Annotated in this window: 22 protein-coding genes; 21 read left to right on the top strand and 1 reads right to left on the bottom strand. The window is 47.3% G+C overall.

Annotated elements, in window-relative coordinates; translation table 11 throughout:
- Window positions 1-147: 147 nt before the first annotated feature.
- From IPJ70_00805 to IPJ70_00795, 3 genes are all read left to right on the top strand, one after another.
- Entirely contained in the window at window positions 148-1,125 is a 978-nt protein-coding gene (locus IPJ70_00805) for a methionine adenosyltransferase domain-containing protein (GenBank protein ID QQR82911.1), read from the top strand.
- 83 nt (window positions 1,126-1,208) lie between these two features.
- The gene (locus IPJ70_00800) at window positions 1,209-1,613 is read left to right on the top strand and encodes a VOC family protein (GenBank protein QQR82638.1); all 405 of its coding nucleotides are present in this window, start codon (window positions 1,209-1,211) and stop codon (window positions 1,611-1,613) included.
- Window positions 1,614-1,717: 104 nt separating this feature from the next.
- Window positions 1,718-2,377, top strand: a complete 660-nt coding sequence (locus tag IPJ70_00795) for a US12 family protein (protein QQR82637.1) — start codon at window positions 1,718-1,720, stop codon at window positions 2,375-2,377.
- Window positions 2,378-2,664: 287 nt separating this feature from the next.
- Here the strand turns inward: IPJ70_00795 and IPJ70_00790 are convergent, their stop codons facing one another.
- A complete protein-coding gene (locus tag IPJ70_00790) occupies window positions 2,665-2,943 on the bottom strand; it encodes a hypothetical protein (protein QQR82636.1) in 279 nt (92 codons plus the stop codon).
- Window positions 2,944-3,280: 337 nt separating this feature from the next.
- Here IPJ70_00790 and IPJ70_00785 point away from each other — a divergent pair, with 337 nt between their 5' ends.
- The 18 genes from IPJ70_00785 to IPJ70_00700 all read left to right on the top strand — a co-directional run bounded on the left by IPJ70_00785 (window position 3,281) and on the right by IPJ70_00700 (window position 16,650).
- Window positions 3,281-3,934: a Type 1 glutamine amidotransferase-like domain-containing protein gene (locus IPJ70_00785; GenBank protein QQR82635.1), complete on the top strand. Its 654-nt coding sequence runs from the start codon at window positions 3,281-3,283 to the stop codon at window positions 3,932-3,934.
- 6 nt (window positions 3,935-3,940) lie between these two features.
- A complete protein-coding gene (locus IPJ70_00780; GenBank protein QQR82634.1) occupies window positions 3,941-4,699 on the top strand; it encodes a class I SAM-dependent methyltransferase in 759 nt (252 codons plus the stop codon).
- 18 nt (window positions 4,700-4,717) lie between these two features.
- Window positions 4,718-5,167 (top strand): NADAR family protein, encoded by a 450-nt coding sequence (locus tag IPJ70_00775; protein ID QQR82633.1) that lies wholly within the window; start codon window positions 4,718-4,720, stop codon window positions 5,165-5,167.
- Between the two features lie 97 nt (window positions 5,168-5,264).
- A complete protein-coding gene (locus IPJ70_00770; GenBank protein ID QQR82632.1) occupies window positions 5,265-6,032 on the top strand; it encodes a hypothetical protein in 768 nt (255 codons plus the stop codon).
- Window positions 6,033-6,201: 169 nt separating this feature from the next.
- A complete protein-coding gene (locus IPJ70_00765; protein QQR82631.1) occupies window positions 6,202-6,615 on the top strand; it encodes a tryptophan-rich sensory protein in 414 nt (137 codons plus the stop codon).
- A 36-nt stretch (window positions 6,616-6,651) separates the two neighbouring features.
- Complete coding sequence (locus tag IPJ70_00760; protein QQR82630.1) at window positions 6,652-7,050, top strand: DUF2177 family protein; 399 nt, start codon at window positions 6,652-6,654, stop codon at window positions 7,048-7,050.
- A 9-nt stretch (window positions 7,051-7,059) separates the two neighbouring features.
- Window positions 7,060-7,506 carry a hypothetical protein gene (locus IPJ70_00755; protein QQR82629.1) on the top strand — a complete coding sequence of 149 codons (447 nt, stop codon included), beginning with the start codon at window positions 7,060-7,062 and terminating at the stop codon, window positions 7,504-7,506.
- A 104-nt stretch (window positions 7,507-7,610) separates the two neighbouring features.
- Window positions 7,611-7,952 (top strand): pyrimidine dimer DNA glycosylase, encoded by a 342-nt coding sequence (locus IPJ70_00750; protein QQR82628.1) that lies wholly within the window; start codon window positions 7,611-7,613, stop codon window positions 7,950-7,952.
- Window positions 7,953-8,352: 400 nt separating this feature from the next.
- Window positions 8,353-8,637, top strand: a complete 285-nt coding sequence (locus IPJ70_00745) for a hypothetical protein (GenBank protein ID QQR82627.1) — start codon at window positions 8,353-8,355, stop codon at window positions 8,635-8,637.
- A gap of 658 nt (window positions 8,638-9,295) precedes the next feature.
- Window positions 9,296-10,576, top strand: a complete 1,281-nt coding sequence (locus IPJ70_00740; GenBank protein ID QQR82910.1) for a glycine--tRNA ligase — start codon at window positions 9,296-9,298, stop codon at window positions 10,574-10,576.
- A 36-nt stretch (window positions 10,577-10,612) separates the two neighbouring features.
- Entirely contained in the window at window positions 10,613-11,578 is a 966-nt protein-coding gene (trpS, locus tag IPJ70_00735) for a tryptophan--tRNA ligase (protein QQR82626.1), read from the top strand.
- Between the two features lie 4 nt (window positions 11,579-11,582).
- Window positions 11,583-12,515 carry a TIM barrel protein gene (locus IPJ70_00730; protein QQR82625.1) on the top strand — a complete coding sequence of 311 codons (933 nt, stop codon included), beginning with the start codon at window positions 11,583-11,585 and terminating at the stop codon, window positions 12,513-12,515.
- 342 nt (window positions 12,516-12,857) lie between these two features.
- Window positions 12,858-13,202: a hypothetical protein gene (locus tag IPJ70_00725; protein ID QQR82624.1), complete on the top strand. Its 345-nt coding sequence runs from the start codon at window positions 12,858-12,860 to the stop codon at window positions 13,200-13,202.
- Between the two features lie 82 nt (window positions 13,203-13,284).
- The gene (locus IPJ70_00720; protein QQR82623.1) at window positions 13,285-13,932 is read left to right on the top strand and encodes a hypothetical protein; all 648 of its coding nucleotides are present in this window, start codon (window positions 13,285-13,287) and stop codon (window positions 13,930-13,932) included.
- 170 nt (window positions 13,933-14,102) lie between these two features.
- Window positions 14,103-14,240 (top strand): hypothetical protein, encoded by a 138-nt coding sequence (locus IPJ70_00715; GenBank protein QQR82622.1) that lies wholly within the window; start codon window positions 14,103-14,105, stop codon window positions 14,238-14,240.
- Window positions 14,191-14,415, top strand: coding sequence for a DUF1428 family protein (locus IPJ70_00710; protein QQR82621.1), 225 nt, complete (start codon window positions 14,191-14,193; stop codon window positions 14,413-14,415). The genes IPJ70_00715 and IPJ70_00710 overlap by 50 nt, the downstream gene beginning before the upstream one ends.
- A 12-nt stretch (window positions 14,416-14,427) precedes the next feature.
- Window positions 14,428-14,796, top strand: coding sequence for a DoxX family protein (locus IPJ70_00705; GenBank protein ID QQR82620.1), 369 nt, complete (start codon window positions 14,428-14,430; stop codon window positions 14,794-14,796).
- Between the two features lie 27 nt (window positions 14,797-14,823).
- Window positions 14,824-16,650: an ABC transporter ATP-binding protein gene (locus tag IPJ70_00700; protein QQR82619.1), complete on the top strand. Its 1,827-nt coding sequence runs from the start codon at window positions 14,824-14,826 to the stop codon at window positions 16,648-16,650.
- Window positions 16,651-16,658 lie beyond the last annotated feature (8 nt).

Genomic DNA, 16,658 nt, shown 5'->3' with positions numbered 1-16,658 from the left:
AAAAATCTTTCCTCTTATTAGAGGAATTTTTTTATGAAAAAACTTATTGCACTTATTTCCACACAAGGGAAATCAAAGGAACAAATTGTTGAAGAAATGACCGGGCACTTAGTTGATAAAGGAGTGTTAGAAAAACCAACCCTTTCCATGCAAACAGCAGAAGCGGTGACACTCGCGCATCCTGACAAAGTGTGCGACCAAATATCAGACGCCATTTTAGACGCATGTCTTGAACAAGACCCTCATGCACGTGTTGCCGTTGAAACAGTTGGCGGACATGGGCTCATTACCGTTACAGGAGAAGTAACCACAACCGCACACGTTAACTTCCGCAAAATAGCGCAGGATGTGTACCGCGACTGCGGATATGACACACCTATTGGTATCACGGTGAACATTGTGGCGCAGAGTCCTGAAATTGGTCGGGGTGTTGACCATGACGGCGCAGGTGATCAAGGAATCATGGTGGGCTACGCAACCGCTGAAACACCCGAACTCATGCCGTTGCCTGTCGTGCTCTCACGAACATTAGTGCGTGCGATGGGGAAGCATGATGGCAAAGCACAAGTGACTGTTGAAAATGGGAAAGTCTCGTGCGTCCTCACGTCCTTGTGCGAGAGCGGAGATATGAGTGACGTGGTGCTTGAAGAAGTTGTGGCGCAAGAAGTAACGCCGTTTCTACCCGAGGGAAAAACAATTGAGGACGTCTGGATGCGCAATCCAAACGGCGCGTGGACCATCGGCGGATTTGATGCCGACACAGGACTCACAGGACGCAAAATTGCTGTGGATACCTACGGACCTTCTATTCCTGTGGGTGGTGGAGCGTTCTCAGGAAAAGATGCAACAAAAGTAGACCGGAGTGGAGCATACATTGCACGCAAAATTGCCTGTGACTATCTGCGAGAGCGTGGTGCGCAGGAAGTATTTGTGCACATTGCGTATGCGATAGGAGTTGCTGAACCTTTGATGGCAGTTGCGATGATTGACGGCGTGCAAGAAAAAATTACTGGATACGATTTGCGACCTCGTGCGATTATTGAGGCACTTGATTTGAGGAAGCCCCAATTCCGCGAGACAGCCAAGTACGGCCACTTCGGCAATAACTTTCTGTGGGATAGATAAGTGTGCAAATGGTATACTTAATGCTTTAGAAGTAAATACATTTTGCTAAATCGGCCTCACGGCATGATTGTACTCAATCACATATGAAACCAAATCCTGTTGTACATTTTGAATTACCCGCAGAAGACCGAGAGCGTATGCGCTCCTTTTATGAGAAAACGTTCGGTTGGCAAACACACCAACTCGGAGCTGAGATGGGGGATTACATCACCGTTACCACAACGGAGACTGATGAGAACCGCATGGTCAAAACGCCAGGCACCATCAATGGTGGCTTCTATCAAAAGCACGTCGTTGAACCTGAAGCACAACATCCCTCAGTCGTTATAGCAGTTCCCAATATTGAAGAGGGTATGGAGCGTGTGAAAGCAAACGGTGGAGTAATTCACGGATTTCCAGTCGACATTCCCGGCGTTGGAAAATTTGTTGCGTTTACCGACACCGAAGGCAACCGCCTCAGCATCCTCCAACCCAACGAGAGGGTGTAGAGAGAACAGGATTGACAAAACATAAATAAACGGTTATTATTTTTTCCAGACATACCTCCATATCGTGGTGATGTGGAGACGCACAAGAGAGGAGAGCAGGAAAGATGGAATCGACAGTGTGGAACCGCAGTGGTGGAGACACGATGACGCGCGGCGCGTTCTACTTCGTTCTCGGCGCCATCTTGGCGTGGGGGTTTACCTTCACGACCTTGATCGCCAAGACGACGGCTGGATGGACGCCGAACATCGTCACCCTACTCCTCGTCGGTCTGGGGATTCCGATCGTCGGGATTTTCATGTCGGCGAAGAGCGACAACCCGCTCATCTCGTTCGTCGGGTTCAACCTCGTGGTCGGCGGTATCTCCGCCATCATCGGGCCACTGCTCGCGATGTACACCAAGTTACATCCGGGTCTGGTGGAACGAGCGGCGACGATGACCGGATTGGTGACCATCGTGATGGCCATCACCGGCTTGTTGTTTCCGAACTTCTACCGCTCCATCGGCGGCGCGTTGTTCGGGGCACTGCTAGCCCTGGTGGTCGTGTCGTTCGCTCGAATCTTCATCCCTGCGATTCAGGGCGTCGGCATCATCGACTACATCAGCGCCGGCATCTTCTCGCTCTACATCGGCTACGACATGTACCGAGCAAGCGAGATTCCGGCAACACTCGACAACGCCGTCGACGTCGCGGTGTCGCTCTACCTCGACATCATCAACTTGTTCCTCGACCTGCTGCGCATCATGAGCGAAGCCGACGACTAAGCAACACCACAACGTCGGTAACTGCTCTCAAGGGACGCCAAACACTTCGGTGTGCGGCGCCCCTTTTCAATTCCTGAAGAGATACTAAAATAAATCTTCGGCAACAACTTTCTGTGGGATAGGTAGACAAGCAAAATACAATGCCCGCCGGTGAGATGCCGGCGGGCGAGAGTGGGTTGGAAGAACGGACGGGGACGGACTAGTTGGCGGCTTTCAAATATAAAGTGAAACGGCCAGCCATCAGAGACGGCTGGCCGAAACGTTACAACACGAGCGGGAATGAATTGCTACGCCTCCTTAGAGGCTGCGACCCGAGCAAAACGCATAAGGCACTCGGACAGTGCCTCGAAGAGCGGATTGGTTTGCTCCATCCCACGCTCGATGATCTTATCGAGCGTGGGAGTACACGATTCCTCTTCGAAAGAATCATCTTGAGAAAGGAAATCAAATCTTTCTGCTGCCAATTCCTCTTCCGTGGGAGGGAAGAGACGTTCTTCTTCCTCGAGGTGCATATAAAACTCAACATCGGCGAAGTGTTCCCCCATAGCCCTGAGGAGATTCTCCATCTGATTGGAATCAAGGCCATGGTGGTTTCCAACTTGTCTTATAAGGCCCCTTGTGGTTGAATCCATATGATTTCTCCTTTGTTGACAAGAACGGTTCTTTTATAAATATACTTTGAATATATACTTTTGTCAAAAATGATAAAAAATTCTTGAGGTCACACTTTTTTCTATTAAAAACCTACTTCTGACGCATTCGGACACCAAAACCTCAGCACAGTTGCTGGGGCTCTTTACATTTTTGAAATTAAAAACTTTTCCTACAAAAAGTGCTAGAATGAGGTCACGTAACAATCTAATTTTGTTACATCGGCCTCACGGCATGATTGTGCTCAATCACATGAAACTCTTACTAACTTCAGGTGGATTTACAAACAAAACGATTATTGACACTCTACGTAAACTCGTCGGGAAAGATTTTATTGACGCAACACTGGCCTTTATACCAACCGCTGCAAATGTTGAAGAAGGAGATAAAGAGTGGCTCATCAGTGACTTGGCAAAATGCACAGAACTTGGTTTTAAGGAAGTTGATATTGTAGATATCGCAGCCGTGTCAAAAGAAGTCTGGCTTCCACGATTGCAACACGCCGACGTGTTGTTGTTTGGTGGAGGTAATACCTCGTACTTGATGGCTCAAATAAAAAAATCTGGCTTAATTGAAGCTCTACCTGAATTATTAAAGAGCCGTGTATATGTAGGTATCAGTGCCGGTAGCATGGTTACTTCTCCGAATCTACTAGAGAAAGAAATGCAACGACTCTACAATGAACCTATTCTTGATGGTGCAAGTAATGAAGGTCTTGGGTTCGTTGATTTTCTTGTGGTGCCACATATGAACTCTCCTTACTTTCCAAGAGCATCTGAATTGATAGACGAGGTAGCACAAGGTGTTGATGTACCTCTGTATGCGCTTGATGATCAGTCAGCGGTGCAAGTTGTTGGCGACAACGTAGAAGTTGTTACCCAGGGAATATGGAAAAGGTTTAACTAAAATCAGGTGAATAAAGACACACAACACAACGCAGGTCAGTACGACGAACACGCGCTTGAGTGGGAAGATGCACTCAAAACAAACGTCGCACATAAATACATGGAAAAACCTGCCATGGAAGCACTCCTTCCAGCAGATCTCTCGGGCATGTCGGTGCTGTGTATTGGTGTTGGAAGTGGGGAGGAAATAGACGAAATACAGAAAAGGGGAGCGGCAAAGATTGTGGGTATTGATATCTCGGAGCAGTTACTTGCATCCGCTCGTGCAAAATTTCCTCAAGTAGAGTTTTTCATATTGGACATGATTGATATTGGCACCTCGTTTGAGAAAGAATCTTTTAATGTTGTATATTCAAGCCTCGCATTTCACTACGCATCTGATTGGGATGTACTCCTTGCAGGTATTCACACCGTCCTAAAACCACAGGGAATGCTTGTGTTTTCAACCCACCACCCGGCATACTGGGGTACGAAAGAGTCTGCAGGTGATCCTGTAACAAACACGCGTGGAGTAACACTCACGAAACACACGGCGATGCTAGGAAACATCAAGATTGTCTACTACAACCACCCGAATGAAGAATCCATTATTGAAAGTGTAGAACATGCTCATTTCAAAAATATTTCGTATCACGTTCCAAAAGTTGTTGAACTCTCTGAGGACCACAGAAGAAACATGGGCGCTGATGAGCTTCAAAAATATGAGACGTTGAAAGAGAAAAGTGTTACGCGAGATCTTTTTCTTGTTGTCCGTGCTGAAAAATAAAAAGAAACTACAACCCCGATGAAATACCCACTAGAAAAATTCTACATATACTTCTCTCCATACACTGCTCACGCACTTGAGATTGAGGGTGTGGTTTATCCAACACTTGAACACGCATACCAATGTATGCGATACACGGACTCACAGATCATTGAAGAAATTCGTACAGCGCACAGTCCAGTACAAGCATGGCAAGTATCGTCAAAGTATAAACATCTTCAAATTCCAGAATTTAAAAGTGAAGAACATAAGCTCCACATCATGGAGAAGCTCATGCGCTTGAAAGCGGAGCAACACGAAGAAATACGGCAGGCACTTCTTGACTCTGGAGAACTACAGATTGTGAAGCACATCGTTACCTATCCACCTGGAGATGGTTTTTGGGATGATGGGGAAGATGGGAAGGGTTTAAATCACATTGGGCGACTCTGGATGGAAATCAGAAAAGGGTTGAAAAATAGTACTTGACAAATGTTTTAAGTTTGCTATAATAGTCAACAGAACATAGACAGGAATTGTTCCTGTCCGGTGTCTCAGACAACCCGCTCCACAAGGAGATCGAGAAATGAAGAGAATCGCGTTGTTGTTCGCCCTCTGTCTGCTGACCATCGTCGGCGCCTCGTGGGCGGACACGCCCACGTTCATCGACGAGTCCACCTACCCGACCTTCAACCACCCATTGACGGCCGCCGAGCAGGCCCACCTGGGCCTCTCCGCCAAGATCCTGAGGGAGCCCTTGGAGGTCCTCAACCGCGTCGGCCCGTCGAGCTACAAGTTCGCTCGGCTCGAGCCGGGCGACGTGGTCCTCGTCGATCGCGACGGGACCCCTCGCTACAAAGCGAGTTGTGGGAACCGGATCGAGGCGCTGCCGATCAAGGTGACCGTCATCGCTCCGACGCAGCCGGCACCGCCGATCGCAAAGGCGCTTCCGGCAGCAAGCTTCGGTGACAGCCTCTGGTCGTTCATCACGACCAAGGGCAAGATCATCCTCGCCCTGCTGCTACTGCTTCTGGCCGCAGCGCTCGTCGCTGGAATCACCTACCTCGGGGCACTCTCGGGTGGCCGGCGGAGGACTTCACCGCCCGCTCCCGCACCGGCACCGCGCGTGACGCCTCTGGTGTCGCCCGCTCCCGGAACGGTTTCTCCGGCTCCGACGATCACCCCACCTCTGACACCCTCCGCGCACCCGCTGTTTCTCTGGACCATCCGAAACGGGAGCGTGGAGTGGGACACTGCCCTCGTGGCGAGTACCATCGAGAGCGGTGTGGGGGCTGACGGCGCCACCACCCTGGAGGTCCGCCTCACGGCGCGACCCCCGGCGACCACTCCGTAACCCTGTACGCGCGTCCGACGCATTCGGACATCCGAGTCCCAGCACAGTTGCTGGGGCTCTTTACATTTTTGAAATTAAAAACTTTTCTTACAAAAAGTGCTAGAATGAGGTCACGTAATAATCTAATTTTGTTACATCGGCCTCACGGCATGATTGTACTCAATCACATATGAATCCAACCTACACCTGGTACTCAACGTTAATCAAACCATCATGGGCGCCACCGAGTTGGCTCTTTGGCCCAGCGTGGACTTTTTTGTACGCAATTATTGCAGTTACGTTCAGTACCGTATTCTACAAAGCATTCACTAAACAACTTCCTTGGATGATTGCGCTACCATTCGCACTCAATCTTGTTTTTAATTTTGCATTTACACCACTCCAGTTTGGTCTAAGGAACAACCTTCTCGCGGCAGTGGACGTGCTGCTTGTGCTCGCAACATTGATTTGGGCACTATGGTCACTCTGGCACGCTTCAGCAGATTTACGCTGGATTGTGTACGCGAATATTCCATATCTTCTCTGGGTTTCTTTCGCGACAACATTACAACTAACCATAACGTACCTAAATTCCGCCGCGTAACAATTGATGATACACGGCGCGATTTCACTAAATCGTATGCAAACACTCCTAGCCTATCTTGCAACACTGTTACCACTCACTGCACTTGATGCACTCTGGATTCTTGTGTTGGCAAAAAAGTTTTATGCAGAACACATGGGATTTCTTTTTAGCAAATCAATCAACCTCATTCCGGTCGCGTTCTTTTATCCTCTCTATGCACTTGGTGTACTCCTACTCGCAGTTATGCCGGCTATTTCATCTGCATCCTGGATTGAAGCACTCTGGCGAGGGGCACTCTTGGGACTCGTCGCATACGGTGCATACGATCTCACCAATCATGCAACTATTGCTGGATGGCCTACGTCTATGACACTCATTGATATGGGGTGGGGAGTACTAGTTACTGCACTCACAAGCGTTATTGCATACTTCATACTTACTGCACTTAAATAATTTTTGATTATGTTGGATGCTATTGGATTATTTATCTTTATTTCGGGCTTCATCGTGGGGCTGGGGGCAGTTACCGTTATTGATATTCATGGGTTTTTAGGAAGAAAATCGTCATATTGGACAGAGGCTACCACACGCACACACAAAGTCACCAAACCTCTTATTTGGCTTGGTATCACCCTCGCAATCATAGGAGGAGTTATTTTCTATCGAAATGAGTCATTTACTGGTATTCCTCTCTACCATGCACTTATTGCGTGCGTGCTCATAGTGAACGGTATTTTTCTATCGTTTTACGTCAGCCCGTTTTTACTCGCACGCGAACGCGAAGGACGGCAGACAGAACTCTTACCAACATCTCTTCAAAATAAAATTATTGTTGGTTTGATACTTTCCGACATCGGCTGGTGGGGAGGACTCGCTCTTCTTGTTTGGTATATCGTACAAAGGTTATAAAATACAAAAATACGATTTCGCCGCGTAACACGCTTTACCAACTTTAATTTTGGAATTACGCCACGTAACAATCAACAGTACGTGGCGCGATTCTGCAGAATCGCATGCGCGTTTGGGACATACATCCACAACATTTATGCAGAAAACATTTGCTCGCCGAACATCGCGAGCTTCATGGTCTATGGAACATTCTCACAAAACACAAAGGGAAGGGTGGGTACGCACATCATCCAGAAACACTGCGTTGGGTAGGAAAGAAAAAGGCGCTCTACACACGCCATGAAGCGTTGGTAAAAGAATTCTCTCGCCGAGGATACCAACACCACACACCACTTGATAAACGATTAGCAACTGGTTCTGGTAGTCAAAAAGTGTTCATCAACACTATCAAAGAACAGAGGATAATTCTCAAAGAAAAACCATGTGACTGTTTGTTGCATGTATAAAAAAGGTCCGCGATGCGTAATCGTGGACCCGAGTGGTTCAAGCAACTGATAGCAGCGTTCGGAGGAACGCTCTGTCTCCCAGATTGGGTGGTATTTCACATCGACTCAATTCGACCCGGAGATCGAATGTCGCAGTCTCCCACCTATTCTACGCATCTTGGGATAGCTATCAGTACGCCCAGAGAAACAAATTTACTCACTCCGAGGTTTCTCCCGAGGGGTTCGAACCCTCGATTTCGCCAGACGTTGCCTGAACCGGAGAAGATACTACCCGTTACTTAAAACATTGTCAATAAACGCGTACCAGGCTTTTAGACTCAACGTATTCAATAGATTTATGTTGATAGTAAGTGTATAGTTTGCGTAGAGTCCTAATGTTCTTTTTTGAGAGGGGGGATGCATGAAGAAGCAACCGAATGGCACTGGCGTTGCCCGAGAGATTCATCTTTTTAATTTCAAGAGAGGTCGTCAATTTGGTATTTTCCGTAATGGAAACCTTATGACTCTTGGTTCGTGGTGGGCACTACGGATTCGTTTTGACGACAAAAATAGTATCGTCCACTGTTGTTTTTGGAGAAACTGCATGGAACTCGGGGACGTACGCCTCACTGGTGAAAAGCTCCGATGTGCAGTTCAAGAATGGGTGACATTCAGCGAATTCATTCAGGACATCAACACCGCCTAGAAAACGCCACCTTCGCCCCGTCTAACGCACCACCGTGCGTTGGCGGGGCTTTTTGTATGCTACATATAGTAGAAAAGTCAATTGACCAAAAAAGTACGTTTTGGTAAGGTACATGCGGACGAGACGAGGGCGAAGGGGGTCCATTAGGTGGAAAAACCCTGCGCAGGGCGCTAGGTCGCTATATCGTGAGGAGGGAGCTCCCACGACAAAATAAGAGAGCGACAGATCATGATTGCGTCGATCAAGAGCACAGCAGGTACAGGTGCCTGTGTGTGGCTTACGTAATCCTCTGGCACGGTTCAAGGGGTCGTACCGGGAAGTATAGTTCGATAAATCGACCGCATCGGCCGTAACTACGGGCACACCACCACCGCGATTGTGTCCCAACGGTCCTTAGTACCGACCCCAAGCCCTCGTCTCGTCCAACTTTCTCAGATGTTCTTTTCGCAACTCGAGCCCACCATTTCCATGGCGGGCTTTTTACGTTCCGTATGGTATTATTTTTGTACTGGTCCCGTTAGAGATTCCACAGTTTTGGATTCGAATGGGAAACAGGGCAACGAATATATCTAGTTTTGTTTTAAAAATCTAACCGATACGGAAATGTATTCCATTTCCTATCTCTAATGGGATGACCAAAGACGAAGGCTCTAACGTGATGGAAAAGATAGTATCGCTGTGCAAACGGCGCGGCTTTATCTTCCAAGGTTCCGAAATTTACGGCGGTCTTGCAGGAACATTTGATTACGGACCTTTAGGTGTAGAGCTCAAAAACAACATCAAAGCACTCTGGTGGAAACGATTTATTCATGACCGAAATGATATGTACGGTGTGGATGCTGCTATTTTAATGAATCCAAAAGTGTGGGTAGCGTCTGGACACGTGTCTGGATTTTCAGACCCACTCGTTGCGTGTACAAAGTGTAAACACCGATTTCGTGCTGATCAGCTTGATGACGCAAAGAAATGTCCCGACTGTGGGGGAGCACTTGGTGATGTGAAGCAATTTAACATGATGTTTAAGACAGCCATTGGTGCTGATGACGACTCTTCATCTGATGTATATCTTCGTCCTGAAACTGCTGGAGGAATGTTTGTAAACTTCAAGAACGTGATGGACTCCCTGCATCCTAAGTTGCCGTTTGGATTGGGACAAATTGGAAAAGCATTCCGCAATGAAATTGCTCCGCGCGACTTTTTGTTCCGTGTGCGTGAATTTGAGCAAATGGAAGTGGAGTACTTTGTTGCACCTGAGTATTGGGAAGCAGCATTTGAAGATTGGAGAAAGCAGATGCTTGCATGGACCGCTGAAATCGGACTCAAAAGTGAACATGTCCACGAACACGAAATCGCTCCTGAAGATCTTGCATTCTATTCAAAACGCACCATTGACTTTGAATTTGACTATCCATTTGGTCAGAAAGAACTTTACGGACTTGCATACCGCACCGACTACGACCTCGGAGCTCACGCTGAACACTCGAGTGTTGATTTGAGTTATTTTGATGAGGAAGCAAAAAAACGCTTTATTCCACATGTTATTGAACCTTCTCTTGGCGTTGATAGAACTGTTCTTGCCGTCTTGTGTGATGCATACCGAGAGGAACCTGTTGAAGATGATGTTCGAGTGGTGTTGGGTCTACCAGCAGCAATTGCGCCCTACCAAGTGGCTGTATTGCCTTTAATGAAGAAAGATGGGTTGTCTGAAAAAGCACAAGAAATATACAAAGAACTCTCCAAGAGTGCACGCGTGTTGTACGACGAATCCGGTTCAATAGGAAAGCGCTACCGCCGACAAGATGAGATTGGAACACCTGTGTGTGTTACTGTTGATCACCAAACACTTGAAGATGGAACACTTACCATTCGTGATCGCGATACTATGAAACAAGAGCGCGTATCCGCGGGTGACTTACTTTCTCACATTTCTATAAGCTAATAAAGCTAACCAGCTAATCAACTAACAAGCTATTCTATGTTTGGTATCGGTTCAACAAAAGAAAAGAAAGTTGCACTCTCTGGTGTAAAACCAACAGGACGACCACATATCGGAAACTATTTTGGCGCGATGAAGCAATTTGTTGAACTGCAAGAAACACATGAGAATTATATTTTTGTTGCCAACTATCACGCACTCATTGGCGTACAGGATGCACAAACGCTCGCACAAGATACGCGTGATGTGATTATTGATTACTTGGCAATTGGCATTGATCCAGAGAAAACAACACTCTTCATTCAATCAGATATTCCAGAAGTAACTGAGCTGACGTGGATTTTTAATACACTGGTCACTGTTCCATATTTGCAACGCGCTCACGCATACAAAGATGCAGTCGCAAAAGGAAAGGAAGCGACAGTGGGACTTTTTGATTACCCGGTTCTTATGGCGGCAGATATTTTGCTTCCTAATGCAGATGTTGTACCTGTTGGCGCAGACCAAAAACAGCACGTGGAGTATGCCCGTGACATCGCACAGAAGTTTAACCTTACCTTTGGTGAGACGTTTACTGTTCCTGAGCCTCTTATTTTGAAAGAGCAGGGAATTGTACTTGGTACTGACGGACAAAAGATGAGCAAAAGCTACAACAATACCATTCCACTCTTTGCGACACGCGAAGAAATCATAAAGGCAGTTATGTCTATCGTGACAAATTCGGGAGGAGAATTTCCACAGAACCTTTTTGCAATTCATACACTTTTTAAACCAGAAGCCGAACTCAAACCTTTCTACGAAGCGAATATATCTAGCTTTAAGACACTTAAGGAAACATTAATCGAAGACCTTGACGCATTTATTGCCCCTCTTCGAGAGAAACGAGCAACAATTGCAAGCGATACTAAGTTGGTAAACCGCGTTATTTCTGAGGGACGAGATAAAATCCGTCCCCACGCACAAGAAAAAATGAAAGAAATCCGCGAAAAGGTAGGGATTTTGTAATTGTATGTCTTTTGAATCTGTACCCACACATTCCACCGAAACAGAACAGTTTGCAGAAAAACGCCAAGAACTTCACGAGAATCTTGGTATTGTTTTTTGTACAGAACAAAAAGACGGAACCCACACGCGTCTTTTAGACCACATTCATCTTGCTGAAACCCTCGGGCTTCCTTCTGTGCAATTTGATTTTAGAAAAAGAAGCGAAGAAGAAATTATAGAAGCGTGTGATACACTTCGTGCGTTCCGTGAGGCACATCCAGATGTTGATATTTCAATTCACGGAGAAACGCCCAAGATAGATCCTGAAACCCTTGAGATACAAAACAAAAAACATATGAGCACTACTCTTGAGTATGCCTCAGAACTTGGAATCGAGTCGTATACGATGCACCCACTGGCACTCCGCGACCAACTATGGAAAGAATTATCCGCCGAAGCACAACACGCACTACTAACGCACTATGCTTCTTTGTGTGCACAAAGTTTTACAAATCACGTCACTGAAAATACTCCTTCATGTTCAATTGCGATTGAAAATATGCCGAAAAAAGGTGCCGAGGGAGCGTGGGGACAAACTCCTGAAGATATACACACGCTCGTACAGTATATTTCCGAATACTGTATGGCAAATGGTGTTACCACCGAAACTGTTGAAGATCATATCGGAATTACACTAGATATAAACCACGCTCTTCACGATGTTGATCCTGCAGACTGGGAAGCTGAACTTACTTCCTGGTTTAAAATATTTGGAACACGGATTCGAGTTATTCATTTGTATGCACCATCACACTACGGAGAGACGTTGAATACAAAATATCAACTCGTACTTGACCTCGCAGCAAGATACAGCCCAGACGCACATGTATTTTTAGAAAGTAAACAAGATACTGAAAAAACAGCAGAAGTTTATTCATCAATGCACGCAGCATATTAATATAAGGTACACACTCTATGTATACACATCTTTATAAAGATGCGTTGGGTTGGGGTTTTCTTTTGTGGCTTTTTAGGTACGTTGCAGGAATAATTTTATTTTTTATGGTTCCACCTTCTCTGAAGAAAACGTCTCCGCTGGGCCTGACCAAGTCAACCGACTCAGCCAAGACGAAGTCATCGCGGCGCCGTTTCTATTTAGTCTATTGAAATCGGGACTAACAATGCTAAATTTTTGCTCTTTGTTACATCGTTCCGGAGTACTTGACAGAATATATTAGACATGCTAGCATTCCAAACGGACGTCAATCTCGACGGTCCTTGTCACAGGGAGAGACTCACCATGACGAAGTCCAACGCGGGGCACAAGCCGGAAGTCCCGGCTACCAAGAACATCGATCCGCGCTATCCGATCCACAAGTGCGGGATGGAGTGGGACTTCCAGGCCAACGGGCTCGACAAGCACGCGGCCGCCGAGCAGGCCCTCGGTCACTCGGCTCTGATCGTTCGGGCGCAGTTGGCAGGCCAACCGATCCCCGTCCACGCCCGTCCCGGCGTGCAGCTGCTCGCCGTCTCGATCGCCAACCACGTGATCGCCGACGGCGCCCAGCGGCTCGCCACCTACATCGGCCTGGACCTCGATCGCATCAAGAAGACCGCGGCCAGCGACCACATCTCCTCCTGCTAGCGACACCGGTCGGCAGAGGACAACTCCGGAGGGGCTCGGTGACGAGCCCCTCCTTTCCTTTTAGAAAAAAGGGGGGAGAGAGATGTTTTTTGTAGATCGGACGGACGCCGCAGCAAAGCTGAGCGCTGAAGTCCTGCAGGACCTTCCGAACGTTTCGAGTTTCGTCGCCGTTGGTCTGGCACGAGGAGGAGTACCTATCGCGGCGCGCATCGCTACCGACGCAGGTATCTCTCTCAACGCACTCGTCGTCGACGATATGGGAGACGGAAAATCCTTCCAATTGATCGTGACTCCGTTCGGTGAGGGTGTGTTGGTTGAGATGGAGAACCTGCAGCCCTTGCGGCTGATGTACATTCAAAACGTCTCGACACTCAAGATACCCGGGGCAAACCAGCTCCTGGAGAAAGCACATCAGCGTCAGCATCTCTACAACGGCGAGTCGTTTGAGGTCGGGGAGAAGGTTCTGCTCTGTGACGATGGGATCGTCAGCGGCAGGACGGCTCTGGCCGCTTCACTCATGCTGCGACGTCGTTTCGGTGTGAAGGAGATTGTTCTCGCTGTTCCAGTGATTCCGCGGGATCTCAAGTCCTCGGATATCATGGTCGACGAGATCATCTTCTGGCGCCAATCGACCCTCTCATCAGCACCCGCGACGGGAATGTTCTACGATTCGTTCGGGGATGTTCCAGACGCCATCGTGTCGCAGCTCGTTCGAGACGCAAGGTCGTAGATTTCGGTTTACTTGCAGATTGCAGTTTTTAGTCGCCACAGCTAACCACAGTACTGCGAAACCGTTATGGTTTCGACCGCCGGCCTTGAGAAAGGTCCGGCGGTTTTACATTTTTTAGGTTACTTTATCCTCTTTGGAAATGGGCACAAAACCTATATACTTGAACACATATGAAAAACCGTATTTACATACAAGACCTCGAAAAACATATTGACAGTAGTATTACGATTGCAGGTTGGGTTTCCGTACGACGCGACCATGGAAAGCTTATTTTTATTGATGTTCGTGATGAGACCGGGAAGGTGTAGGTGGTTTTTTTCTTGGATTGTCTTCAAGTCTAAGGCGGACCGCAACAGAATTAATAAAGAGGTGATGAAGGGCATGGAAGAATACCAGAAGAAACACCCAGAAAAGAAGAACGACATGCCATTTGATATGAAAAAGATGGCGTACGGAGGTTTTAAGATTATTGTAAGCGAATAACATATATAACTAATGAAAAAAGCAAAAGTAGCATTTTGGATTTCAACGACAATAATCTTCCTTTTTGAAGGAGTTATGCCAGCATTAACATCTCAATCGCAAATGTCGATTGACGGCATCACACACCTCGGCTATCCGATTTATTTCATAACACTTTTGACCGTCTTCAAAGTTCTCGGTTCTCTCGCACTCATGATTCCAAAAGTACCAGCTCGTGTAAAAGAGTGGGCATACGCAGGGTTTGGTTTTGATTTTATATTCGCAGGACTCAGTATTATTGCCGTTGATGGATTTGGTGCGCCAGTACTTTTTCCACTCATTGCGCTAGGTGTCCTCGCAATTTCGTACACAAACTATCACAAACTCCAACAGTCAGTATGATAGTATCTTCTGTCCGAGAATGTATATATGACACAAACCAAGGAGGAGAACAAAATCATGCAGACAGCACGAAATCTCATGGGAACGGTCATCCGTTCCTGTAAGTTTGCGTGGGGCTTCAAGCCCGGGTACGCAGTACTCATTCTTGTACTGACAACCATCACCAACGTATTGCCACTGGCACAGGCAAAAATCACAGGTTCTATCATTGATGCAGTTGCGGGTTCAATTTCCCGTGGACTTGTCATTCCTGTGTTCTTGGTCATGTTGTACGCGAGCTCATGGGCGTTGTCACGTCTTGCAGGTGCATTCCTGACCTACTTCGACAAGAGATGGTTCGTGGAGGCACAGCAAGGTATCGATCTCAAAATCATGCGTAAGCGTGCCGAGATTGACATCGCCCACTACGAGAATGCTGAGTTTCAAAATCTGATAACGCGAGCATTCGACCGAGGAAACTATCCGATCGTCAATGTTGCTGACCAACAATTCGGCAACGTATCACTGCTCATCGGTATTCTTGTTTCAGCCGGACTCGCTGTTCGCTACCCGATCATCTTCGTCGTCGTGCTTGTTGGTCTCATGCCAACACTATATGTTCAGATGCGCTATGGTAACAAGCAGTGGTTCATTTGGTCTGAGAATAGTCCACGACAGAAGTTATACGGGAGTATTCGCAATCATCTTCAAGGAAGAAAGCCTGTCATTCAAACAAAGCTCCTTCAAGGTGCCGAGCATCTCATCGAGCGCGCAAAATCAATTATTGAGGCGTTCAAACGCGAACAAATTGGAGTTGACCGAACACGTCTGTGGACAAGTGTCCTTGCGGCACTCGTTGGTGCCTGTGGTATCGGCTACGCATTCTTTCTCGTTGTCAAAATGGTTGCTGGAGGAAACGCAGGTATTGGTGACATTGTCTTCATGACGAGTGTTCTCGGACAGTTTGCCGGTATGATTACAAGCCTCTTTGGCAATATCGCACAACAGTACGAACAAACACTCTACGCACACGACATCTTCACCGTACTTGATACAAAACCCGTGATTATTGAGGCTCCACATCCAACACACCTTTCACTCACGACTCCTCCTCGTATTGAATTTCGAGACGTATCGTTCCGATACCAGGACAGTGACGTGTGGGTGCTCAGACACGTTAACCTCACCATTGAACCAGGCGAACGTATGGCGCTCGTTGGTGAAAATGGTGCAGGGAAGACAACACTCCTGAAGTTGTTGGCTCGTATCTACGACCCGACGGAAGGAGTAATTCTCATCAATGACGTGCCACTCACAAAGATCGGTCTTCACGAGTGGGGTTCATACCTTTCAATTCTTCTCCAAGAGTACTTCATTCACAATTTTTCTGTGACTGAAGCGATTGCAATGGGGCGTTCTGATGCAAAAATTTCACCCGAACGAGCTCGGATTGTATCAGAACTCGCTGGAGCACACTCATTCATCGAAGAATTCCCAGAAAAGTATGACGCCCAAATTGGAGTCGAGTATGAACACGGTGTTGAGTTGTCACACGGACAACAACAACGCCTCGCAATCGCACGTACCCTCTACCGCAACGGTCTCGTCATCATTCTCGACGAACCAACTGCGTCAGTGGACGCCATCGCGGAAGAAAAATTCTTCAGTCAGATTGAAACAGCTGTCGAAGGTAGTACGCTCTTTCTCGTTTCGCATCGATTCAATACCGTACGTGGGGCAGACCGCATCGCCGTCTTCCGTCAGGGTGAGCTTGTTGAGATTGGCCCGCACGCAAAGCTTGTAGCTGCAAACGGCTACTATGCACAGATGTGGGAGAGTCAGGCGCGTTCATATCTCGATGCAAAAAATGCGTGAGATTATTT

Source organism: Candidatus Campbellbacteria bacterium, from assembly GCA_016699465.1.
Taxonomy (GTDB): Bacteria; Patescibacteriota; Minisyncoccia; order Phycocordibacterales; family EsbW-18; genus EsbW-18.
The sequence above is the reverse complement of the archived record's forward strand: the minus strand, read 5'-3'. Positions and strand labels throughout refer to the sequence as shown.